This is a genomic window from Pseudomonas sp., assembly GCF_033723075.1.
In the GTDB taxonomy this organism is placed as follows: Bacteria; Pseudomonadota; Gammaproteobacteria; order Pseudomonadales; family Pseudomonadaceae; genus Aquipseudomonas.
Genome location: NZ_JAWVXU010000016.1, coordinates 63,278 through 86,258 on the forward strand (window position 1 = coordinate 63,278; position 22,981 = coordinate 86,258).

General features: G+C 65.1%; 21 protein-coding genes. 14 read left to right on the forward strand and 7 right to left on the reverse strand.

What is annotated here, in order from left to right; genetic code table 11:
- Window positions 1–14 precede the first annotated feature (14 nt).
- The 4 genes from pstA (at window position 15) to R3355_RS18280 (ending at window position 4,506) form a co-directional block, all read left to right on the forward strand.
- Window positions 15–1,631 carry a phosphate ABC transporter permease PstA gene (pstA, locus tag R3355_RS18265; RefSeq protein WP_318962569.1) on the forward strand — a complete coding sequence of 539 codons (1,617 nt, stop codon included), beginning with the start codon at window positions 15–17 and terminating at the stop codon, window positions 1,629–1,631.
- Window positions 1,632–1,695: 64 nt separating this feature from the next.
- Window positions 1,696–2,529 carry a phosphate ABC transporter ATP-binding protein PstB gene (gene pstB / locus R3355_RS18270; protein ID WP_318962501.1) on the forward strand — a complete coding sequence of 278 codons (834 nt, stop codon included), beginning with the start codon at window positions 1,696–1,698 and terminating at the stop codon, window positions 2,527–2,529.
- A gap of 176 nt (window positions 2,530–2,705) precedes the next feature.
- Complete coding sequence (gene phoU, locus R3355_RS18275; RefSeq protein WP_318950316.1) at window positions 2,706–3,437, forward strand: phosphate signaling complex protein PhoU; 732 nt, start codon at window positions 2,706–2,708, stop codon at window positions 3,435–3,437.
- Window positions 3,438–3,585: 148 nt separating this feature from the next.
- The gene (locus tag R3355_RS18280) at window positions 3,586–4,506 is read left to right on the forward strand and encodes a response regulator (RefSeq protein WP_318962503.1); all 921 of its coding nucleotides are present in this window, start codon (window positions 3,586–3,588) and stop codon (window positions 4,504–4,506) included.
- A gap of 12 nt (window positions 4,507–4,518) precedes the next feature.
- On the opposite strand, the gene R3355_RS18285 is transcribed toward R3355_RS18280, so the two are convergent.
- A complete protein-coding gene (locus tag R3355_RS18285; protein WP_318962504.1) occupies window positions 4,519–4,842 on the reverse strand; it encodes a hypothetical protein in 324 nt (107 codons plus the stop codon).
- Window positions 4,843–5,076: 234 nt separating this feature from the next.
- On the opposite strand from R3355_RS18285, the gene R3355_RS18290 reads away from it, so the two are divergent.
- Window positions 5,077–5,973 carry a M23 family metallopeptidase gene (locus R3355_RS18290; RefSeq protein ID WP_318962506.1) on the forward strand — a complete coding sequence of 299 codons (897 nt, stop codon included), beginning with the start codon at window positions 5,077–5,079 and terminating at the stop codon, window positions 5,971–5,973.
- 137 nt (window positions 5,974–6,110) lie between these two features.
- Here R3355_RS18290 and R3355_RS18295 read toward each other — a convergent pair whose 3' ends face one another.
- The 6 genes from R3355_RS18295 to glcC form a co-directional block, all read right to left on the reverse strand.
- Window positions 6,111–7,451 (reverse strand): hemolysin family protein, encoded by a 1,341-nt coding sequence (locus R3355_RS18295; RefSeq protein ID WP_318948427.1) that lies wholly within the window; start codon window positions 7,449–7,451, stop codon window positions 6,111–6,113.
- A gap of 77 nt (window positions 7,452–7,528) precedes the next feature.
- Window positions 7,529–8,872 carry a phosphate regulon sensor histidine kinase PhoR gene (gene phoR, locus R3355_RS18300; protein ID WP_318948426.1) on the reverse strand — a complete coding sequence of 448 codons (1,344 nt, stop codon included), beginning with the start codon at window positions 8,870–8,872 and terminating at the stop codon, window positions 7,529–7,531.
- Window positions 8,873–8,929: 57 nt separating this feature from the next.
- Window positions 8,930–9,619, reverse strand: a complete 690-nt coding sequence (gene phoB, locus R3355_RS18305) for a phosphate regulon transcriptional regulator PhoB (protein ID WP_318948428.1) — start codon at window positions 9,617–9,619, stop codon at window positions 8,930–8,932.
- 176 nt (window positions 9,620–9,795) lie between these two features.
- Window positions 9,796–10,689, reverse strand: a complete 894-nt coding sequence (gene ubiA, locus R3355_RS18310) for a 4-hydroxybenzoate octaprenyltransferase (RefSeq protein ID WP_318962507.1) — start codon at window positions 10,687–10,689, stop codon at window positions 9,796–9,798.
- A 118-nt stretch (window positions 10,690–10,807) separates the two neighbouring features.
- Window positions 10,808–11,359, reverse strand: coding sequence for a chorismate--pyruvate lyase family protein (locus tag R3355_RS18315; RefSeq protein ID WP_318962508.1), 552 nt, complete (start codon window positions 11,357–11,359; stop codon window positions 10,808–10,810).
- Between the two features lie 194 nt (window positions 11,360–11,553).
- Window positions 11,554–12,330 (reverse strand): transcriptional regulator GlcC, encoded by a 777-nt coding sequence (gene glcC, locus R3355_RS18320; RefSeq protein ID WP_318948423.1) that lies wholly within the window; start codon window positions 12,328–12,330, stop codon window positions 11,554–11,556.
- A gap of 256 nt (window positions 12,331–12,586) precedes the next feature.
- On the opposite strand from glcC, the gene glcD reads away from it, so the two are divergent.
- The 9 genes from glcD (at window position 12,587) to R3355_RS18365 (ending at window position 22,808) form a co-directional block, all read left to right on the forward strand.
- The gene (gene glcD, locus R3355_RS18325; RefSeq protein WP_318962510.1) at window positions 12,587–14,086 is read left to right on the forward strand and encodes a glycolate oxidase subunit GlcD; all 1,500 of its coding nucleotides are present in this window, start codon (window positions 12,587–12,589) and stop codon (window positions 14,084–14,086) included.
- A gap of 5 nt (window positions 14,087–14,091) precedes the next feature.
- The gene (glcE, locus tag R3355_RS18330; protein ID WP_413243537.1) at window positions 14,092–15,150 is read left to right on the forward strand and encodes a glycolate oxidase subunit GlcE; all 1,059 of its coding nucleotides are present in this window, start codon (window positions 14,092–14,094) and stop codon (window positions 15,148–15,150) included.
- A complete protein-coding gene (gene glcF / locus R3355_RS18335) occupies window positions 15,151–16,368 on the forward strand; it encodes a glycolate oxidase subunit GlcF (RefSeq protein WP_318962513.1) in 1,218 nt (405 codons plus the stop codon).
- 55 nt (window positions 16,369–16,423) lie between these two features.
- Complete coding sequence (locus R3355_RS18340) at window positions 16,424–16,822, forward strand: heme-binding protein (protein WP_318962515.1); 399 nt, start codon at window positions 16,424–16,426, stop codon at window positions 16,820–16,822.
- 111 nt (window positions 16,823–16,933) lie between these two features.
- Window positions 16,934–19,111, forward strand: coding sequence for a malate synthase G (locus R3355_RS18345; protein WP_318962517.1), 2,178 nt, complete (start codon window positions 16,934–16,936; stop codon window positions 19,109–19,111).
- A 158-nt stretch (window positions 19,112–19,269) separates the two neighbouring features.
- Entirely contained in the window at window positions 19,270–20,970 is a 1,701-nt protein-coding gene (locus R3355_RS18350; protein ID WP_318962518.1) for an L-lactate permease, read from the forward strand.
- 105 nt (window positions 20,971–21,075) lie between these two features.
- Entirely contained in the window at window positions 21,076–21,243 is a 168-nt protein-coding gene (locus R3355_RS18355) for a rubredoxin (RefSeq protein ID WP_079203891.1), read from the forward strand.
- A gap of 144 nt (window positions 21,244–21,387) precedes the next feature.
- Complete coding sequence (locus tag R3355_RS18360) at window positions 21,388–21,555, forward strand: rubredoxin (RefSeq protein WP_318948416.1); 168 nt, start codon at window positions 21,388–21,390, stop codon at window positions 21,553–21,555.
- A gap of 80 nt (window positions 21,556–21,635) precedes the next feature.
- On the forward strand, window positions 21,636–22,808 hold the full coding sequence (locus R3355_RS18365; RefSeq protein ID WP_318962520.1) for an NAD(P)/FAD-dependent oxidoreductase: 1,173 nt from the start codon (window positions 21,636–21,638) through the stop codon (window positions 22,806–22,808).
- The last annotated feature ends 173 nt before the right edge of the window (window positions 22,809–22,981 follow it).

The following is a 22,981-nucleotide window of genomic DNA, read 5'->3' on the forward strand; positions in this document are numbered from 1 at the left end:
CGCCGTGGATCTGGATGAATGCCGGTGCGGTGTCCATCGCCGTGATCATGACCCTGGGTCTGCTCGCCGTGATCGCCACCCGTGGCCTCGCACACTTCTGGCCGGCCGATATCGTCGAGGCGGTCTATCAGGTGCCGGGCCAGGAGGCCAAGGTCATGGCCGGCGAGATCACCCAGATCGAAGAGATTCCGCGTGCGCGCCTGGCCGCTTCCGGCTTGCCGGTGGCGGCCGAGGGTGGCGAGTTCATGACCCGCGAGCTGTTCAAGGTGGGCAACCGCGATCTGTACGGCGCCGACTTCACCTGGGTGGTGGGCGAATGGTTGAGCGACCTGCGCACCCCGGAGGCCCTCACGGCATTCGAGCGCCGTGAATGGGGCAACCTCTACGGCTACCTGGTCAACGTCAAGGAAAACGGCCAACTGGTCGCCGAGGGCGATGCGGCCTGGACTGCCCTGCAGGAGCGTCTGGCGCGGGTCGACGAACTGCATGCGCAAGTGGTGCGCCTGGAAAAGAAAGACATCGGCCGGATCAATGCCGGGCTCGAACGCATTCGCCTGCAAACCCGCAAGCTGGAACTGCAGGGCAAGCTGGATGCACAGGCCCAGGCTGATCTGGACATGGACCAGGCGCAGTGGGATGCCGAGTACAAGGTGCTGGAAACCCAGTTGGTGGCGCTCTACGCGGCCTTCAACCGCGATAGCGCCATGGTGCGCACCGCCGATGGCCGCGAGGTCGAACTGAGCCTGGGCAAGGTGGTGCGGGCCTATCAGCCGAACGCCATGTCGCCCCTCGGCAAGCTGCAGTTCTACGGCGCCAAGCTGTGGGAGTTCGTCAGCGAGGACCCGCGCGAGGCCAACACCGAGGGCGGCATCTTTCCGGCGATCTTCGGTACGGTGATGATGACCCTGATCATGGCAGTGATCGTCACCCCGTTCGGCGTGGTGGCGGCCATCTACCTGCGCGAGTACGCCAAGCAGGGGCCGTTGACCCGGGTGATCCGCATTGCGGTGAACAACCTGGCCGGCGTACCGGCCATCGTCTACGGGGTGTTCGGTCTGGGCTTCTTCGTCTATGTACTGGGTGGTTCGATCGACCGCTTGTTCTACCCCGAGTCCGCGCCGGCACCGACCTTCGGTACGCCGGGGCTGTTGTGGGCCTCGCTGACCCTGGCGCTGCTTGCCGTGCCGGTGGTGATCGTCGCCACCGAGGAAGGCCTGGCGCGAATTCCGCGGGCGCTGCGCGAAGGTTCCCTGGCCCTCGGCGCGACCAAGATCGAGACCCTGTGGCGGGTGGTGCTGCCGATGGCCAGCCCGGCGATGATGACCGGTCTGATTCTCGCCGTGGCGCGTGCCGCCGGCGAAGTGGCGCCGCTGATGCTGGTCGGCGTGGTCAAACTGGCGCCCTCGCTGCCCCTGGACGGCAACTACCCGTACCTGCACCTGGATCAGAAGATCATGCACCTGGGTTTCCACATCTACGACGTCGGCTTCCAGAGCCCCAACGTCGAGGCCGCGCGGCCGCTGGTCTACGCCACGGCATTGCTGCTGGTGCTGGTGATCGCGATTCTGAACCTCACCGCGGTGTTCATGCGTAACCGCCTGCGTGAGAAGTACAAGGCGCTGGATCACTAAAGACTTTTGTCCTCTGCCTGCGGGCGGAGGATGATCAACGAATTGTTAGCGTAGGGAGCATCCCATGCAGCACCAAGCACACACACACGGCATCGACATCACGGCCCTGGGCCGGGACAAGCAGAGCCTCAACCTGGCCGGGGAAACCGTGGCGATTCAGGTGCCGGGTCTGAACCTGTACTACGGCGACAAGCAGGCGCTGTTCGACGTCAAGCTGAAGATCCCCAAGCAACGCGTCACCGCCTTTATCGGCCCGTCCGGTTGCGGCAAGTCGACCCTGCTGCGCACCTTCAACCGGATGAACGATCTGGTCGACGGTTGCCGCGTCGAGGGTGAAGTCAACCTCGATGGGCGCGACATCTACCGCAAGGGCGAAGACGTCGCCGAGCTGCGTCGCCGGGTCGGCATGGTGTTCCAGAAGCCCAACCCCTTCCCCAAGAGCATCTACGAGAACGTGGTCTATGGCCTGCGGATCCAGGGCATCAACCAGAAGCGCGTGCTCGACGAAGCGGTGGAGTGGGGCCTGAAAAGCGCGGCCTTGTGGGACGAGGTCAAGGACCGCCTGCACGAGTCGGCCCTCGGCCTGTCCGGCGGTCAGCAGCAGCGCCTGGTAATCGCCCGTACCGTGGCGGTGCAGCCGGAAGTGCTGCTGCTCGACGAACCCTGCTCGGCGCTGGATCCGATCTCGACGCTGAAAGTCGAAGAGCTGATCTATGAACTGAAATCCAAATACACCATCGTTATCGTCACCCACAACATGCAGCAGGCGGCGCGGGTGTCGGATTACACCGCCTTCATGTATATGGGTAAGCTGATCGAGTTCGGTGATACCGATACGCTGTTCACCAACCCGGAGATGAAGCAGACAGAAGACTACATCACCGGCCGCTACGGCTAAGGCCATGGCAAATACTCCCTGGCTTTGTCGGGCGCGCTTGCCGTACTACTCGTACTGTCAGCGCGCGCCCTTCGCGCCAGAGAGCATTTTCCAAGGGCCTTAGTACTGAACTCAACGTGTAGGGTGCGCTGTGCGCACCACGGCCACCCAAGCCGGCAGCTTTCGCGGAGCGAAATATGATCAACAAAGATAACCTCACCCAGCACATCTCCCAGCAGTTCAACGCCGAGCTGGAGGAGGTGCGCAGCCGTCTGCTGGCCATGGGCGGGCTGGTCGAGAAGCAGGTCAACGACGCGGTGACCGCGCTGATCGACGCCGACTCGGGCCTGGCTCAGCAAGTGCGCGAGATCGACGACCAGATCAACCAGATGGAGCGCAACATCGACGAAGAGTGCGTGCGCATCCTCGCCCGCCGTCAACCGGCGGCCTCCGACCTGCGCCTGATCATCAGCATCTCCAAGTCGGTGATCGACCTCGAGCGCATCGGCGACGAAGCGACCAAGATCGCCAAGCGCGCCATCCTCCTGTGCGAGGAAGGCGAGGCGCCGCGCGGCTACGTGGAAGTGCGGCATATCGGCGACCAGGTGCGCCGGATGGTGCAGGAGGCGCTGGACGCCTTCGCCCGCTTCGATGCCGACCTGGCGCTGTCGGTGGCGCAGTACGACAAGACCGTCGACCGTGAATACAAGACCGCCCTGCGCGAGTTGGTCACCTACATGATGGAAGACCCGCGTTCGATCTCGCGGGTGCTCAACATCATCTGGGCCCTGCGCTCGCTGGAGCGCATCGGCGACCATGCACGCAATATCGCCGAATTGGTGATCTACCTGGTGCGTGGCACCGACGTCAAGCACATAGGCCTGACCCGCATGAAAGAAGAAGTAGAAGGCATCGGCAAGGACCGTTGAGTGCCGCGCCTGCGAGCCTGATGCAGCGGAGTCCTGGCGCCCTCGGCAAGGCCGATCGACCAACCCTAAAATGGCGAACAGCCACTTTAGGGTTGGCCTTTGGCCAGTCGCCGCGCTTATGCTTGGGCCATTCGAACAGGAGTGGCCGATGAGCAAAGTCAGCGTACTGGTGGTGGACGACGCCACCTTTATCCGTGACCTGGTGAAGAAAGGCCTGCGCGACCACTTTCCCGGCGTGCAGATCGTCGAAGCCATCAATGGGCGCAAGGCCCAGCAGTTGCTCGGCCGGCAGAGCGTCGACCTGATTCTCTGCGATTGGGAAATGCCCGAGCTGTCCGGACTCGAGTTGCTCAGCTGGTGCCGTGAGCAGGACAATCTGAAAACCGTGCCCTTCATCATGGTCACCAGCCGTGGCGACAAGGACAACGTGATCCAGGCGATCCAGGCCGGTGTTTCCGATTTCATAGGCAAGCCCTTTTCCAACGAGCAGTTGGTGACCAAGGTCAAGAAGGCCCTGAGCCGTGCCGGCAAGCTGCAAGCCCTGATGGCCAGTGCGCCGCCGAAAATGCTCAGCAGTGGCGGCTTTGCCAATGACTCCCTGGCAGCGCTGACCGGTGGTCAGACCCAGGCGATCAAGCCGGCGGCCGCCGCTCCGGCAGAGGCCGTGGCGGCGCGTCAGGAGGCTCCCGCAGCGCCCGCCGCTTCGGCCAAGTCGGCGGGGCAGGCTCCGGGCGGACGTGGCCAGGGTCAATTGCGCCTGCCTGGCGGCACCATGAACTGCGTGATCAAGGCGCTCAGCCTCAAGGATGCGCAACTGGTGGTCAAGCGCGCCGAACTGCTGCCGCAAGTGCTGGAGAGTGCGGTGCTCGATCTGGAGCAGGGCGAGGGGGCGGAGGTGGCGCGGCTCAATGGCTACCTGCATGCGGTGGCGGCGCTGGAGCCCAAGCCGGACAGCGAATGGCTGCTGCTGACGTTCAAGTTCGTCGACCGCGATCCGCAGAAACTCGACTACCTGTCACGCCTGATCGCCCGCGGCACCACGCAGAAACACTTCGTCCCTGGCGCCTGATCTGTTACCTGCTCAGCCCAGGCGCTGCAGCAGCAGGAAGGACACCAGCAGCAGCGTATTGATCGCCCAGGCGGCGGTGAGGACGCGGGCGATGTCACCGTGGGTTGGGTTTTTCACGTTGCCGCTGCAGTACCAGATCTCGCCGATTATCCAGGCGGTATAGCCCAGCAGCACGGCGAACATGAGCACCACTGTGGCCAGTGCGGCGCCGCTGAAATACACCGCGAGGGTTACGGCCCAGAGCATATTGCTGGGGATCACGCCGTAGAACCAGAAAATCTCCCGCAGCGGTTTGTCGATCAGCAGGGTGTTGAACATCGAGGTTTTCATGGTCATTAATCCTCCTGGCAGTACAGGCACGCTGGTGTTGCCCGGTGGCCCGTTGCGTGTCGCCCCGCCGGCAATCACTCACCTTGAGGTTAGCTTGCCCAGGCGTTGCGTCAAAAAGCTGCACGGGCTCGGGCGCAGTGACAAATGCGCCAGGTCACATTCCATGGCCCTGGCCCTCGCATGCATGCAGCCGCGCTGCTAGTCTCAGTGCTCTGGAGAGCCACCGCAGTCCGTGAGCCCATGCCCCTTCGCCTGATCGTTCTTTGCGCCCTGCTGCTGGTTGCCAGCCAGGCCGCCGCCCTGACCATCTACAAATACACCGACGCCAACGGTGTGGTGACCTATACCGATAAAGCGACGGCGGGCGCCCAGGTGTTCGTCTTCCGCGATCGAATGGTCGAGCGTCTGGACACTCAGGTGAAGCTGGAGACCCAGAAGCACGCCGCCGGCGACACCCTGCTGGTGCGCAACGACCTGTATGCGCCGGTGCAGATCGAACTGAAGCTGGAACAGGTCGACAACGCCATCGGCGCCCCGGATAAACCCATCACCTGGGTATTGCCGCCGCGCAGCAAGATTCGTCTCGCCACCCTGACCGCGCGCGATGCCAGCAAGCCGCTGCGCTACACACCGAAACTGCGTTACGCCATGGGTGACCCGCGCCTGCTACCGACGCAGAAGAACTACCCGCTACCCTGGCGTGGCGGGCCCTTCCGCCTGACCCAGGGGGCCAACGGCAAATACAGCCACTTCACCGCCAAAGGGCGTTACGCCATGGACATCGCCATGCCCGAGGGCACGTCGATAGTCGCGGCCCGCGGCGGCGTGGTGGTCAAGACCGAGAACCAGCAGAGCGGCCGGGGCAACAACCCCTCAGGCAACTATGTGCGCATCCTGCATGACGACGGCACCATGGGCGTCTACCTGCACCTGATGCAGGGCTCGGTCAGCGTGCGCGAAGGCCAGCGGATCAACAGCGGCAGCCCCATTGCCCGTTCAGGCAACACCGGCAACAGCACCGGCCCGCACCTGCACTTCGTGGTGCAGCGCAACGTCGGCCTGGCCCTGGAATCCATCCCCTTCGACTTCAGTCAGCCGGTCAACAGCCTGCCGAACTTTGCGGTGGGCGGGGAGTAGGTTGGGGATGTCGATGCGCGGTCTACCGCGGGTCGTAGGTTGGTGCTGAGCGCAGCGAAGCCCAACAATGGGGATTGTCACGTTGGGCTTCGTCGCGCCGCTCCTCAACCCAACCTACAGCTCCTGCCCGGAATCACTCAATCCAGCTTGAGCACCTTGGCCAGGACGATCTTCGGCCCCTTCATCTTCTTGACGATGATGCGCAGGCCGTCGACCTCCAGCACTTCCTCTTCCTCGGGCATGCGCTTGAGGGTTTCGTAGATCAATCCGGCCAGGGTTTCCGCCTCGACATGGTCGAGGTTGACCCCCAGCAGGCGCTCGACCTTGAACAGTGGCGTGTCGCCGCGCACCAGCAGCTTGCCCGGCTGGTAGGCGAGGATGCCGCGTTCGGTCTTGTGGTGCTCGTCCTGGATATCACCGACCAGGGCTTCCAGCACGTCCTCCATGGTCAGGTAGCCGATCACCTTGCCGTCGGCCTCCTCGACCAGGGCGAAGTGCGAGCCGCCCTGGCGGAACTGCTCAAGCAGGTCGGACAGAGGCATATGCCGGCCAACCCGCTCGATCGGGTGCATCAGCTCGGCCAGTTTCAGCGCCGAGGGCAGCATCTCCAGCAAGGAGAGGTGTAGCAGCAGGTCCTTGATGTGCAGCACGCCGACGAACTCGCCGGCGGCTTCGTCGAAGATCGGGTAGCGACTGTACTTGTGCCGGCGGAACACGCTGAACACCTCGTCCAGCGGTGCGTTCAGCGCCAGGTAGACCAGGTCTTCGCGCGAGTTGGCCCAGTCCACCACCTCCAGTTCGCCGAGCTCTACCGCCGAGGCCAGCACGCGCATGTCCTGGTCGCTGGGGTTTCTGGCGCGGCTGGAGTGCAGGATCAGCTTGAGTTCGTCACGGCTGTAATGATGCTCGTGGTGCGGTCCCGGCTCGCCCTGGCCGGCAATGCGCAGGATGGCGTTGGCGCTGGCATTGAGCAGGAAAATCGCCGGGTACATGGCCCAGTAGAACAGGTACAGCGGCGCGGCCGTCCACAGCGACAGCCGTTCGGGCTGGCGAATCGCCCAGGATTTGGGTGCCAGCTCGCCGACCACGATGTGCAGGTAGGAAATGATCGAGAAGGCGGCGAAGAAGGCGATGCCGTGCACCAGCTTGGCCGACTCGATACCGATGGCGCCGAGTAGCGGGGTGAGCAGTTCGGCGAAGGCCGGTTCACCGACCCAGCCCAGGCCCAGCGAGGCCAGGGTGATGCCCAGCTGGCAAGCCGACAGGTAGGCATCCATCTGGTTGTGCACGGTACGCAGGATATGCCCGCGCCAGCCGTTTTGGTTGGCCAGGGCCTCGACCTTGGTGGCGCGCAGGCGGACGATGGCGAACTCGGCGGCGACGAAAAAGCCGTTGAGCAGCACCAGCAACAGGGCAAAGAGAAGGAGGCCGAAATCGGCGAAGAAACTAGCGACAGAGTGACTCGTGGAGGGGTCCATAAAGGTTTCGGTAGGCCAATGACTGCTAAAGGGTGGGGCCAAGCAATCAGCTTTGCAAGCTGCGCTTACGCCGCCGCCTATCGGAGTCTGTTGCCGCGGCGTACCACCTGGGTGTCGGGGAAGTGGCAGGTGAAGGTGCTGCCCTTGCCAGGGCTGCTGGTGATCTCCAGGTGCGCACGGTGGCGCAGCAGCACATGCTTGACGATGGCCAGGCCAAGGCCGGTGCCTCCGGTGTTACTGGCGCGACTGGAGTCGACCCGGTAGAAGCGTTCGGTCAGGCGCGGCAGGTGCCTGGCCTCGATGCCCAGGCCACAGTCCTGCACGCTGAGGTGCGCGCCCTGTTCGTCGCCCCACCAGCGGATGTGGATTGCCCCTTCGTTGGGGCTGTACTTGACCGCGTTGAACACCAGGTTGGAGAAGGCGCTGCGCAATTCAGCCTCGCTGCCCTTGAGTTTGAGGTGCGGGTCGGCCTCCAGGCTGATGCGATGCTGGCGGTCGCCGGACAGCGCCTGGGCATCGCTCTTGATCGACAACAACAGTAGATCGACCGCCACCGGCTGGTTGTCCGAGGGGTAGTCGGTGGCCTCCAGCTTGGCCAGCAACAGCAGGTCGTTGAGCAGGTTCTGCATGCGTCCGCCTTGTTGTTGCATCTGCTGCAGCGCCCGCAGCCAGCGCGGATTGACGTCTTCGACGTTGTCCAGCAGGGTTTCCAGGTAACCGGCGATCACCGTCAGGGGCGTGCGCAACTCGTGGGAGACGTTGGCGACGAAGTCCTTGCGCATCTGCTCGAGCTGATGCAAGCGGGTGACGTCACGCACCAGCATCAGGTGTTCGCGATTGCCGTACTGGGTGATATGGAACTGCAGGCGCCGGCGGTCGTTGAGCGGCGAAGGCAGCTCCAGCGGTTCGAGGTAGCTGCCGCGCTCGAAATATTCGATGAAGCGCGGGTCGCGCAGCAGGTTGGTAATCGACTGGCCGCTGTCCTGCGGGGTCTTCAGACCGAGCAGGGTCTCCGCGGCGAGGTTCCACCATTCCAGGTTGCCGTCGCGATCGAGCATGATCACCGCGTCCTTCAGCGCGGCGGTGGATTCCTGCACCCGATCGATCACCGCCTGCAGGCGGCCGCGGGCACGCTGGTTACGCCGTTGCAGGTGGTAGATGCTGTCGAACACCTCGCCCCACAGGCCATAGCCATCCGGTGGCGGCTCGTCCGGTCGGTGATCTTTCAACCATTTGTGCAGGCGCAGCAACTGGCTCAGGGTCCAGCCCAGGTGGACGGCCAGGCCAGCCGCCAGCGCCCAGGCATACTCGCCGGTGAGCAGGCCGAGCAGCAGGCAGGCGCCGATTAACAACAGCAGGCGGCGCATCACGGCGCCACGCCAGTTTTGCTTCACTTGGGAGTCATCCGCCAATCGATCCATTGAGCCGCTGAGGCAAGCCGGCAATCCTAACCCACACCGTCATCGGCCGGGGGGCTGCTAGCTTTTGGTGGAGAAACGATAGCCCGTGCCGCGCACGGTCTGCACCAGGTTTTCGTAGGCGTCGCCGAGTGCCTTGCGCAGGCGGCGGATATGCACATCGACCGTGCGTTCTTCGACATAGACATTGCCACCCCAGACCTGGTCGAGCAACTGGCCGCGGGTGTAGGCGCGTTCCTGATGGGTCATGAAAAATTGCAGTAGACGGTATTCGGTCGGGCCGATCTCGGCCGGTTTGCCGTCGATGGTCACCCGGTGGCTGATCGGGTCGAGCAGCAGGCCGCCGACTTCGATCGGTGCTTCGCTGTCGCTGGGGCCGGCACGGCGCAGCACGGCTTTCAACCGGGCGACCAGCTCGCGCGGCGAGAACGGCTTGGTGATGTAGTCGTCGGCACCGACCTCCAGGCCCTGGATCTTGTTGTCCTCTTCGCCCTTGGCGGTGAGCATGATGATCGGGATGTCGCAGGTCAGTTCGTCACGCTTGAGCCGGCGCGCCAGCTCGATGCCGCTGGTGCCGGGGAGCATCCAGTCGAGCAGGATCAGGTCGGGTTTGCGGTCGACGATGATGGCGTGGGCCTGCTGGGTATTTTCCGCTTCCAGGCACTCGTAACCGGCCATTTCCAGAGCCACCGCGATCATTTCGCGGATCGGTGCTTCGTCATCGACGATCAGGATGTTCTTGCCAACCATGGATCCGGCCTCGAGTCGTTCAACTGTCATGCGTGGCATTAGATAACGGAATTATTGCAGTGATATGACAGCTGGGCGGCGAAGACGCCGCCGCTAGGATGGGCTGAGCAGTGCGATACCCATCACCAGCCAGCGTCTGGGTATCGCTGCGCTCAACCTGCGCGGCCCGCCTCGTCCTACCCGCGCAGGGCATAGTCCAGCACCAGACCGACAAAGATCGCCAGCCCGGCCCAGTGGTTGTGCAGGAAGGCGTTGAAGCAGGCCATGGGTTTGCGGTTGCGGGTCTTGTGGTACTCCCAGGCGAAGCAGGCCGCCGCCGCCAGCAGGCCGAGGTGGAAAGACAGGCCCAGTTCGAAGCGTGCAGCGGCCAGCAGCAGGCACAACAGGGCCAGGCCCTGGAGGATGACGATGATCAGGCGGTCGGCATCGCCGAACAGGATGGCGGTGGATTTGAGCCCGATCTTCAGGTCGTCGTCGCGGTCGGCCATGGCGTAGTAGGTGTCATAGGCCACCGTCCACAGCAGGTTGGCGATGTACAGCAGCCAGGCTTCCGGCGGCACCGTGCCGGTCTCGGCGGTGAAGGCCATGGGCATGCCCCAGGAGAACGCCGCGCCGAGCACCACCTGGGGGTAGAAGGTGTAGCGTTTCATGAATGGGTAGCAGGCGGCCAAAGCCAGGCCGCCGAAAGACAGCCAGATGGTCGCGGCGTTGGTCAGCAGCACCAGGCCGAAGGCCAGCGCCACCAGCACGGCGAACAGGATCAGCGCCTCACGCGGCGTCACCTTGCCGCTGGCCAGGGGCCGCGCCTGGGTGCGTTTGACGTGGCCGTCGAAGTTGCGGTCGGCGTAGTCGTTGATCACGCAGCCGGCGGCGCGCATCAGGATCACCCCGACGACGAAGATGAACAGGTTCTTCGCGCTCGGCACACCCTCGGCCGCGACCCACAGGGCCCAGAGCGTCGGCCATAGCAGCAGGTAGATGCCGATGGGTTTTTCCAGGCGCATCAGCTGGATGAAATCCCAGGTGCGCGGGTGCAGGCGATTCAGCGGTTTGAGCAGGCGGGTGTACATCGAGCGCGTCTCCGTGCGGGGTGCGTGGATTATACGGAGTCGGCGCCCGGGATGGGGGGATGCGTGCCATGGTTCCCACGCTCCTGAGTGGGAATGCAGGGGTTTGCCACCGGCCGGATCAAGCCTCGATCCCGGCGGCCGGCCAGAACTCGGGCAGAAACACTTCGGCTACCAGCACCCCGAGGGCGCCGCGGCTGAAACAGGAGCGGCGCGCCCACAGGCGGTCTGCGCGCACCTCGGCGGGCAGCCAGGGCGCCGGGTAACGACAGGCCTGCAGGGTACTGCGGTCGAAGGCGCGGTCGCTGAACAGCAGCTCGCCGAGGGAGCGGCTGCCGAGCTGTTCCAGGGCCAGGCCGGAGCCTTCCAGGGCGCTGCGCGCGGCCACGCTGCGGGCGAATACCCAGGGCTGGCCGTGGCCGCGCAAATACACCTCGCGCACCCAGCCCTGACTGCCGGCCGCTACGTTGAGGGCGCTGCATTCGTCGCTGCGCAGGCGCTGCCAGCCCTCGACCAGCGGGGTGACGCTGAAGCCGTCATCGGACAGCGCGGTCAGCCGGCGGGTCAGCGAGTCTTGATTGAACAGCCAGTCGCGCACGCCGGCAGCGGGGGCCGGGTGCAGTTGGCTGGCGGTCAGCCAGCGTGGCGGATGGGCGAGGGCGGTGTGGGGCACGGCAGAAATCACCATGAATCGGAAGCGCGCGAGTCTAGCATGGTGCCGCCAGCGATTTGCCGAGTCGAATCGCAGGATGGGTGGGGCCGCCTAGGTTGAGCGTAGCGATACCCATCGCCGACATGCGCTGATGGGTAACGCCGCTTCGCGCCTAACCCAGGCGGCCCCACCCATCGGTTCTAACCCACGCCCCATCACGCCCAGCCTTCCAGGCGCATGGTTGCGCGCACCAGGCGTTGCTCCTCCTGCTCGATCTCCTTGAGGTTGTCGCGGATGCTGAGGATATGCTCGCGCGCCGCGCGTTGCGCCTGTTCCGGCAGGCGTTCGATCACCGCGTGGTACAGGCGCGAATGCTGGCGGTCGATCTGGCGTTTCTGCAGCGGCCGGTGATAGAGGTTGTTCACCGAGGCGAACACCGAGTTGAGCATCAGGTCGGTCAGCGATTGCAGGGTGTGCAGCAGCACCGGGTTGTGCGACGCCTCGCAGATGGCCAGGTGGAAGGCATGGTCGAGGCGCGCATGTTCGCGCGGTTCGACCTCGCTCGGCGGCTCGTTGTGGGCGGCGAGCATTTCCTCGTAACGCCGGGTCAGCAGGACGAAATCCGCGTCGGTGCCGCGCAGGGCGGCCAGGCGCGCCGACTCGGCCTCGAGCAGGGCGCGCACTTCGAGCAGGTCGAACAGGGTGCGTGGCTGCGAACTGAACAGGTGCATCAGCGGGCTGGCGTCGCGCGGCCCGCTGAGGGTGGCGACCCGTGAATCGCGGCCCTGGGCGGTCTCGATGATGCCGCGCCCGCGCAGCACCTTGAGCCCTTCGCGCAGTGCCGAGCGGGAGATGCCGAGCTTCTCGCACAGGCGCCGTTCCGAGGGCAGGGCCTGGCCGACCTTGAGCACGCCATCGACGATCAGCCGCTCAATTTTTTCGGCCACCACATCGCTGACCTGACGGCGTACTGCGGGCTGTTCTGCATCCATCGTGGTGTACTCGCTGACTGGTAGGACCAGTTTAAGTTTGTTGAAATTCGGCTGGCCAATATAGGCGTGTTAGCCAGTCTGGATAAAGCCTGAGTCGATAAGTGGTGACGCGCCAGTCTAAAAAAACTGGTCATACCAGTATGAACAGCGATGGACGGCCCGGTTGCCTGGGACTAACTATGCCGTACAACCAGCGCACCACTGTGCGGATGCGCCATAACGATTACATCCGCTACACCACCCGAGTGAGCCTGCCATGAGCATTCTGTACGACGAGCGCATCGATGGCCCGCTGCCCAAAGTCGATAAGCCAGCCCTGCTGGCCGCATTGCGCGAGCAGCTGCCCGACCTGGAAGTGCTGCACACCCAGGAAGACCTCAAGCCCTACGAATGCGATGGCCTCTCGGCCTACACCGCCACGCCGATGCTGGTGGTGCTGCCCGAGCGCATCGAGCAGGTCGAGGGTCTGCTCAAGCTCTGCTACCAGCGCGGCGTGCCGGTGGTGGCGCGTGGCGCCGGCACCGGCTTGTCCGGCGGCGCCTTGCCGCTGGAGCAGGGCATCCTGCTGGTGCTGGCGCGCTTCAACAAGATTCTCGAGGTCAACCCGGCCGGGCGCTTCGCCCGGGTCCAGCCCGGCGTGCGCAACCTGGCGATTTCCCAGGCCGCCGCGCCCCATGAGCTGTATTACGCGCCGGATCCGTCCTCGCAGATCGCCTGTTCGATCGGTGGCAACGTGGCCGAGAACGCCGGCGGCGTGCATTGCCTGAAATACGGCCTGACCGTGCATAACCTGCTCAAGGTGGAGGTCCTCACGGTCGAGGGCGAGCGCATGACCCTGGGTAGCGATGCCCTGGATGCGCCGGGCTTCGACCTGCTGGCGCTGTTCACCGGTTCGGAAGGCATGCTCGGCATCATCACCGAGGTCACGGTCAAGCTGCTGCCCAAGCCGCAGGTGGCCAAGGTGCTGCTGGCCAGTTTCGACTCGGTGGAAAAGGCCGGGCACGCGGTTGGCGCCATCATCGCCGCCGGCATCATCCCCGGCGGCCTGGAGATGATGGACAACCTGGCGATTCGCGCCGCCGAAGATTTTATCCACGCCGGCTATCCGGTGGACGCCGCGGCGATTTTGCTCTGCGAGCTGGATGGCGTCGAAGCCGATGTGCATGACGACTGCGAGCGGGTGCGCGCGGTGCTGACCGAGGCCGGCGCCAGCGAAGTACGGCTGGCCCGCGACGAGGCCGAACGGGTCCGGTTCTGGGCCGGGCGCAAGAACGCCTTCCCGGCGGTCGGACGCATCTCGCCGGACTACTACTGCATGGACGGCACCATTCCGCGCCGCGAGTTGCCGGGCGTGCTCAGGGGCATCGCCGAGCTGTCCGCCGAGTACGGCCTGCGCGTGGCCAACGTGTTCCACGCCGGCGACGGCAACATGCACCCGCTGATCCTGTTCGATGCCAACCAGCCCGGCGAGCTGGAGCGCGCCGAAGCCGTCGGCGGCAAGATCCTCGAACTCTGCGTGAAAGTCGGCGGCAGCATCACCGGCGAGCACGGCGTCGGCCGCGAGAAGATCAACCAGATGTGCGCCCAGTTCAACAGCGACGAGCTGACCCTGTTCCACGCGGTGAAAGCGGCCTTCGATCCCAAGGGTCTACTCAACCCCGGCAAGAACATCCCGACCCTGCACCGCTGCGCCGAATTCGGCGCCATGCATGTGCACCACGGCCAGCTGCCCTTTCCCGACCTGGAGCGTTTCTGATGCCCATGCCGCATGATTTCGATGCCAGCACGGCGCTGCTGGAACAGGTCAATCACGCCCTCAACAATGCGCTGCCGTTGCGCATTCAGGGCGGCAACAGCAAGGCCTTTCTCGGCCGCCCGGTGACCGGCGAAGTGATCGACAGCCGGGCCCACCGCGGCATCGTCAGCTACGATCCGACCGAACTGGTGATCACCGCCCGCGCCGGCACCCCACTGGTCGAATTGCAGGCGGCGCTGGACGAGGCCGGGCAGATGCTTACCTGCGAGTCGCCGAGCTTCGCTGACGGCGCCACCGTTGGTGGCATGGTTGCCACGGGCCTGTCCGGTCCGCGCCGGCCCTGGGTCGGTTCGGTGCGTGACATGGTCCTGGGCACGCGCCTGATCAGCGGTCACGGCAAGCACCTGCGTTTCGGCGGCGAAGTGATGAAGAACGTCGCCGGCTATGACCTGTCGCGTCTGCTGGTGGGCAGTTTCGGGTGCCTGGGGCTGATCACCGAGGTGTCGCTCAAGGTGCTGCCAAAGCCCCGTCAGTGCCTCAGCCTGCGCCTGCCGATGGACGCCGAGAGCGCGCTGCGCAAGCTCGCCGAATGGGGCCAGCAGCCGCTCCCGCTGAGCGCTGCCAGCCATGACGGTGGCGCCCTGCACCTGCGCCTGGAAGGCGGCGAAGGTTCGGTGGCCGCGGCCCGCGAGCACCTTGGCGGCGAGCCGCTCGACCCGGCCTATTGGCAGCAGTTGAACGAGCAGCGCCTGGCGTTCTTCGCCGATCCGCGACCGTTGTGGCGCCTGTCGCTGCCCAACAATACGCCGCTGCTGGCGTTGCCCGGTGATCAGTTGATCGACTGGGGCGGCGCTCAGCGCTGGCTGAAGTCGACTGCCGAGGCGGCGCAGATCCGCAGTATCGCCAGCGCCGCCGGAGGGCATGCCACCTGCTTCACGGCGGGTGTCTGCGACAGCCCGTTCCAGCCCCTGTCCGCGCCTTTGCTGCGCTATCACCGGCAGCTGAAAACCCAGCTCGACCCGCAGGGGATCTTCAACGCCGGTCGCATGTACGCCGAGGTTTAGATGCAGACGAATTTAACTGAACAGGCCAAGCGTCTGCCGCGCGGTGAAGAGGCCGAAAGCATCCTGCGCAGCTGCGTGCATTGCGGCTTCTGCAACGCCACCTGCCCGACCTACCAGCTGCTCGGCGACGAGCTGGACGGCCCGCGTGGGCGCATCTACCTGATCAAGCAGGTGCTGGAGGGCAACCAGGTCACCGCCAAGACCCAGTTGCACCTGGATCGCTGCCTGACCTGCCGCAACTGTGAAACCACCTGCCCGTCCGGGGTCGACTATCACAACCTGCTGGACATCGGCCGCGCCGTGGTCGACCAGGCGGTGCCGCGTCCGCTGGGCCAGCGCCTGCTGCGCGAAGGCCTGCGCGCCCTGGTGCCGCGACCGGCCCTGTTCAAGGCCCTGGTCCAGACCGGTGAGGCCTTCCGCCCGCTGCTGCCGGCCGTGCTCAAGGCCAAGCTGCCACGGCAGATCCGCCCGGCCAAGCCGCGCCCGCCGACGCAGCATGGCCGCCGCGTGCTGATCCTCGAAGGCTGCGTGCAGGCCGGCCTGTCGCCCAACACCAACGCCGCCACCGCGCGGGTCCTCGATCGCCTCGGCATCAGCATCACCAGCGTGCGTGAGGCCGGCTGTTGCGGCGCCGTGGATTATCACCTGAATGCCCAGGAACAGGGCCTGCAGCGTGCCCGGCGCAATATCGACGCCTGGTGGCCGGCTATCGAGGTCGGCGCCGAAGCCATCGTGCAGACCGCCAGCGGTTGCGGTGCCTTCGTCAAGGACTACGGTCACCTGCTCGAACAGGACCCGGCCTACGCGGCGAAAGCCAAGCGGGTCAGCGAATTGGCCAAGGATCTGGTCGAAGTGCTGCGCGGCGAGCCGCTGGAAGCGCTCGGCGTGCAGGGCGAGCAGCGCCTGGCCTTCCATTGCCCGTGCACCCTGCAGCATGCGCAGAAACTCGGCGGCGCCGTCGAAGACGTGCTCGCCCGCCTGGGCTTCCAGCTCACCGCGGTGGCCGATGGGCACCTGTGCTGCGGTTCGGCCGGCACCTACTCGATCACTCAGCCGGAGCTGTCCAGGCAGTTGCGCGACAACAAGATGAACGCCCTGGAAAGCGGCAAGCCGCAGGTGATTGTCACCGCCAACATCGGCTGCCAGACCCACCTCGATGGCGCCGGCCGCACCCCGGTGCGCCACTGGATCGAAGTGGTGGAAGAGGCCATGGGCTGAGAGTCACGGCCCACGAATTCGCGCATCACGCGCCAATCAATCATGAGGAAAGAACATGCAAAGCAAAGCCGTACTGGGTCAAGCCGAAGTCGCCCGCATCCTCGCCGCTGCGCGCGCCGAGGCGCAGCAGCACAACTGGGCCGTGAGCATTGCCGTGGTCGATGACGGCGGTCATCCGCTGGCCCTCGAACGCCTCGACGGCTGCGCGCCGGTCGGCGCCTATATCGCCGGCGAAAAGGCGCGCAGTGCGGCGATCGGCCGGCGCGAGACCAAGGGTTACGAGGACATGGTCAACGGCGGGCGCAGCGCCTTTCTGTCCGCACCGCTGCTGACCTCCCTCGAAGGTGGTGTGCCGCTGATCGTCGACGGCCAGGTGATTGGTGCGGTTGGCGTGTCCGGGGTCAAGGCCGAGCAGGACGCCCAGGTCGCCAAGGCCGGTATTGCCGCCCTTTGAATAGCGCGGCGTTGCCGCCAGCAGATGGCCTTCTCCCCGCTGGGGAGAAGGTGGCACGTAGTGCCGGATGAGGGGCTTCCCTCCAGCAACGCTCAGAACAGGAGAAACCAGATGACCGATCGCGTGAACTGCCAGCGCCTGCAAGTGGCCGCCAACCTGCAACGTTTCGTTGATGAAGAAGTGCTGCCGGGCAGCGGTATCGAGAGCGCCGCTTTCTGGGCGGGCTTCGATGCCCTGGTGCACGACCTGGCGCCACAGAATCGCGCGCTGCTGGCCGAGCGCGATCGTCTGCAGGCCGAGCTGGACCAATGGCACCGCGCCAACCCGGGTCCGGTGACGGATATACCGGCCTATCGCGCCTTCCTCGAAGCCATCGGTTACCTGCTGCCGCCACCGGCCCAGGTACAGGCCAGCACCGCCAATGTCGACAGCGAGATCAGCAGCCAGGCTGGCCCGCAGTTGGTGGTGCCGGTGATGAACGCGCGCTACGCGCTGAACGCCGCCAACGCTCGCTGGGGGTCGTTGTACGATGCCCTGTACGGCACCGACGCGATCAGCGAAGCGGGCGGGGCGCAGAAAGGCCCCGGCTACAACCAGGTGCGTGGGGCCAAGGTGATTGCCTTCGCCCGGGCCTTCCTCGATCAGGCCGCGCCGCTGGCCAGTGGCAGTCATGTCGATTCCGTAAGCTACCAGGTGGTCGACGGCCAGCTCCGGGTGACCCTGGCGAACGGCAGCCAGACCGCGCTCCAGCAACCGGAGAAGTTTCTCGGTCATCAGGGCGAGGCCGCTGCACCAACGGCCGTGCTGCTGAAAAACCATGGCCTGCACGTGGAAATCCAGATCGACCCGAACAGCCCGATCGGCGCCACCGATGCCGCCGGGGTCAAGGACCTGCTGATGGAGGCGGCGCTGTCGACCATTCTCGATTGCGAAGACTCGGTCGCCGCGGTCGATGCCGACGACAAGGTGCTGATCTATCGCAACTGGCTGGGCCTGATGAAGGGTGACCTGAGCGAGGAACTGGACAAGGGCGGCAAGCGCATCACCCGCCGCCTCAACCCGGACCGCGAGTACAGTGGCGCCGACGGCAGCACCCTGACCCTGCACGGCCGTTCGCTGCTGTTCGTGCGCAACGTCGGTCACCTGATGAGCAACCCGGCGATTCTCGACGGCGAAGGTCGCGAGATCCCCGAAGGCATTCTCGACGGGGTGATGACCAGCCTGATCGCCCTGCACGACCTCAAGCGCCAGGGCAATTCGCGCAGCGGCAGCGTCTATATCGTCAAGCCGAAGATGCACGGCCCGCTCGAGGTGGCCTTCGCCGACCAGCTGTTCGGCCGTATCGAAGACCTCCTGGAACTGCCGCGCAACACCCTGAAGATGGGCATCATGGACGAGGAACGGCGCACCAGTGTCAACCTCGAGGCCTGCATTGGCGCCGCCAGCGCGCGGGTGGCCTTCATCAACACCGGCTTCCTCGACCGCACCGGCGACGAGATGCACACGGCCATGGAAGCCGGGCCGATGTTGCGCAAGGGCGACATGAAGAGCACGCCGTGGATTCAGGCCTACGAGCGCAACAACGTGCTGGTCGGTCTCAGCTGCGGCCTGCGCGGTCGCGCGCAGATCGGCAAGGGCATGTGGGCCATGCCGGATCTGATGGCCGCCATGCTCGAACAGAAGATCGCCCACCCCAGGGCCGGCGCCAACACCGCCTGGGTGCCGTCGCCGACCGCCGCCGTGTTGCATGCCTTGCACTACCACCAGGTCGACGTGCAGGCGGTGCAGCGCGAACTGGAAGCCATCGACTTCAACGCCGAGCGCGACCGCCTGCTCGACGACCTGCTGACGGTTCCGGTGGCCCTCGAGCGCAACTGGAGCGAGGCGGATATCCAAGAGGAACTGGACAACAACTGCCAGGGCATCCTCGGTTACGTGGTGCGCTGGGTCGAACAGGGCGTCGGCTGCTCCAAGGTGCCGGACATCCACAACGTCGGCCTGATGGAAGACCGTGCCACCTTGCGCATCTCCAGCCAGCACATCGCCAACTGGCTGCACCACGGCGTGGTCGAGCGGGCGCAGGTCGAAGAGACCCTGCAGCGCATGGCCCGGGTGGTCGATGGGCAGAATGCCGGCGATCCGCTGTACCGGCCGATGGCGAGCAATTATGCCGGTTCGGCGGCGTTCCAGGCCGCCAGTGACCTGGTGTTCAAGGGCCGTGAACAGCCCAGCGGCTATACCGAGCCGTTGCTGCACGCCTGGCGTTTGCGCTTCAAACAGGAGGGGTAACGCCCAGCGACCGAACTTCAGCCCCGTGCGCGCAGGCGTCCGGGGCTTTTGAGCATGAATGCCGCAGGCGCGGTGTTCGCGGGCCTGACAGGCTCCGATGCGTGATACCGGGTCATTCCGGGCAACAGTGGTTCACAACAACTAAAAAGGACCCACCCATGAATCAAACGCTACTGTCCATCCTTGCCTTCGTACCGCTGGTGCTGGCAGGTGTGCTGCTGATCGGCTTTCGCTGGCCGGCCAAGTACGCCATGCCGGTGGTCTTCCTGCTCACCGCCCTGATCGGCCTGACCGCCTGGGACATGTCCTTCAACCGGGTCGTGGCTTCCAGCCTGCAAGGGCTGATACTCACCGCGGCGATCCTCTGGATCATCTTCGGTGCGATCCTGCTGCTCAACACCCTTAAACACTCCGGTGGCATCACTGCGATCCGCCATGGCTTTGCCGGCATCACCCCGGATCGGCGGGTGCAGGCCCTGATCGTCGCCTGGCTGTTCGGCTGCTTTATCGAGGGCGCCTCCGGTTTCGGCACCCCGGCCGCGGTGGCCGCGCCACTGCTGGTCGCGTTGGGCTTTCCGGCTCTGGCGGCGGTGGTTTTGGGGATGATGGTGCAATCCACTCCGGTGTCCTTCGGTGCGGTCGGTACGCCGATTCTGGTGGGTGTGGCTGGCGGCCTGGACAAGGTCGGCATGAGTGAGCAATTGCTCGCCCTGAACAGCAACTGGGAGGTGTTCTTCCACCTGATCTACTCGCGGGTGGCGATTGTCCACGGCCTGATCGGCCTGCTGATGCCGCTGATCATGGTGATGATCATGACCCGCTTCTTCGGCAAGAATAAGTCGTGGAAAGAAGGCCTGGCGGTGGCGCCATTCGCCATCTTCACCGCGCTCTGCTTCTCCGTGCCGTACATGGCCGCCGGAGTGTTCCTCGGTCCGGAGTTCCCGTCGATGATAGGCGCCATGGTCGGTCTGGCCATCGTCGTGCCGGCTGCCAAGGCGGGCTTCCTGCTGCCGAAGCAGACCTGGGACTTCGCCGAGGCGAAAGACTGGCCGTCCGAGTGGATGGGCAAGCTCGAGATGAAGATCGAGGACGTCGCGGGCAAGTCCCCGGTGTCGGTCCCCATGGCCTGGGCCCCTTACCTGTTGCTGGCGATCTTCCTGGTGATGTCGCGGATCTTCCCCGAGCTCAAGGCGGCGCTGATCGCGGTCAGTTTCGGCTGGAAGGACATCCTCGGCGAAACCGGTGTCTCCGGTACTCTGGAGCCGCTGTACCTGCCGGGCGGGATTCTGTGCATGGTGGTGATCGTGACCTGCTTCCTGCACCGCATGCGCTTCAGTGAAGTGAAGGCCGCAGTCAGCGAGTCGAGCCGCACCCTGCTGGGTGCCGGTTTCGTGTTGATCTTCACCATTCCGATGGTGCGTATCCTGATCAACTCCGGGGTCAACGCTTCCGACCTGATGTCGATGCCGGTAGCCATGGCGCAACTGGTGGCCGACAGCGTAGGCGGGGTGTATCCGTTCTTCTCCCCGGCCGTGGGCGCACTGGGCGCCTTTATCGCCGGCTCCAACACCGTGTCCAACCTGATGCTCTCGCAGTTCCAGTTCAACACCGCCGGCCTGCTCGGCGTGTCCGGAGCGATGATGGTGGCGGCGCAGTCGGTCGGGGCGGCCGCGGGCAACATGATTGCGATCCACAACGTGGTGGCCGCCTCGGCCACCGTGGGCCTGCTCGGGCGTGAAGGCATCACCCTGCGCAAGACCATGCTGCCGACCCTGTACTACCTCCTGGCAGCCGGTAGCCTGACCATGATCGCCATGTATGGCATGGCCATCACCGATCCGCTGCTTATCGCCCGCTGATAGTGGCCTGCCGCCGGGCGCAATTGCCCGGTCGGCGGCTTGGCGCCCCCGTCAATTTCCGGTAGCGTGCCTGCATGCACTACCCGAGAGGCACCCGAGGACGTTATGAAGAAGTGGCAATGTGTGGTCTGTGGATTGATTTACGACGAAAGCCAGGGCTGGCCCGACGAAGGCATCGCCGCGGGTACGCCGTGGCAAGACGTACCGCAAGACTGGCTGTGCCCGGACTGCGGCGTGGGCAAACTGGATTTCGAGATGATTGAAATCGGCTGATCACAGCCGATAAACAACGGCGACCCCAGGGTCGCCGTTTTTTATGGGCGTTGCCGGCCGATCCGCCGTTGGCGTGGCTCGGGCTTGGCGTCAGCGGGGCAATTGCGCTAGGGTCGGGGAAATTCCCCGCGTGCGGAGGTCGCCATGCGCAAGTGGCAATGCGTCGTCTGTGGCTTTATCTACGATGAAGCCGCAGGTCTGCCCGAAGAAGGCCTTGCACCGGGTACCCCCTGGGAAGACATCCCCGCGGATTGGCTGTGTCCGGACTGCGGCACCGGCAAGCAGGATTTCGAGATGATCGAGATCAGCTGAGTCGCCAGGTTTTCTGAATAGTTCATGACATGGCCACAGCCCGAGACCGCGGCCCGGTTTTGTCGATCGAGGAAGTGCAGATGAGTGCAGCTGTGGCGACACCCGTAGCTACGCCCGTAGTGATAGTCGGTACCGGCCTGGCCGGCTACAACCTGGCCCGGGAATTTCGCAAGCTGGACGGCGACACGCCGTTGCTGCTGATCAGCGCCGATGACGGGCGTTCCTACTCCAAGCCGATGTTGTCCACCGGCTTCGGCAAGCACAAGGACGCCGATGGCTTGAGCATGGCCGAACCCGGCACCATGGCCGAACAGCTCAAGGCCGAGATTCACACCCACACGCGCATCACCGGCATCGACCCGGGGCAGCGGCGGTTGTGGATCGGCGAGGAGGCGGTGGCCTACCGCGACCTGGTGCTGGCCTGGGGCGCCGAGCCGATCCGGGTGCCGGTTGCGGGCGACGCCCTGGACGCGATCCGGCCGATCAACGACCTGGAAGACTACGCCCGCTTTCGCGCCGCCGCGGCCGGGAAAAAGCGTGTGCTGCTGCTCGGCGCCGGCCTGATCGGCTGCGAGTTCGCCAACGACCTCAGCCTCGGTGGTTATCGGGTCGAGCTGGTGGCGCCCTGCGAGCAGGTCATGCCCGGCCTGCTGCATCCGGCGGCGGCAGCGGCGGTGCAGGCAGGGCTGGAAAGTCTCGGGGCGCGCTTCCACCTCGGCCCGGTGCTGGTCAGCCTCAACCATGCAGGCGAGGGCCTGCAAGGACGCCTATCCGACGGCACGGCGATCGCCTGTGATCTGGTGCTCTCGGCGGTCGGGTTGCGGCCACGCACCGAGTTGGCCGCAGCGGCCGGGCTGCAGGTCAATCGCGGGATCATGGTCGACCGTGAACTGCGCAGTTCCCACGCCAACATCTATGCCTTGGGCGATTGCGCCGAGGTCGATGGCCTCAACCTGCAGTACGTCATGCCGCTGATGCACTGCGCTCGCGCCCTGGCTCAGACCCTGGCTGGCAAACCGACTGCAGTCAGTTACGGGCCGATGCCGGTCACGGTGAAGACCCCGGTGTGCCCCTTGGTGGTTTCGCCGCCGCCGCGCGGTCTGCAGGGCGAGTGGACGGTGGAGGGCAGCGGCAGCGACATCAAGGCGCTGTGTCGCGATGCCGCCGGCAGCCTGCTCGGCTACGCCTTGACCGGTACGGCCGTGCAGGAAAAGCTCGCGCTGAATAAGCAGTTGCCGGCGCTGCTGGCGTGAATGCCAGCCGTTCTGTCGGATACGCCCTGATTTTGTCCGTTTAAACTGTCGGACAAGACTGGCGCAGGTCTTGATCACATGCCATTCTCCCTGTGGTCTGCCGCAGCGCAGAGCTGTTGCGGCGCCTTGGGCGCTGTTCTGGATGAGCAGCACGGACACAACAACAAAAAACC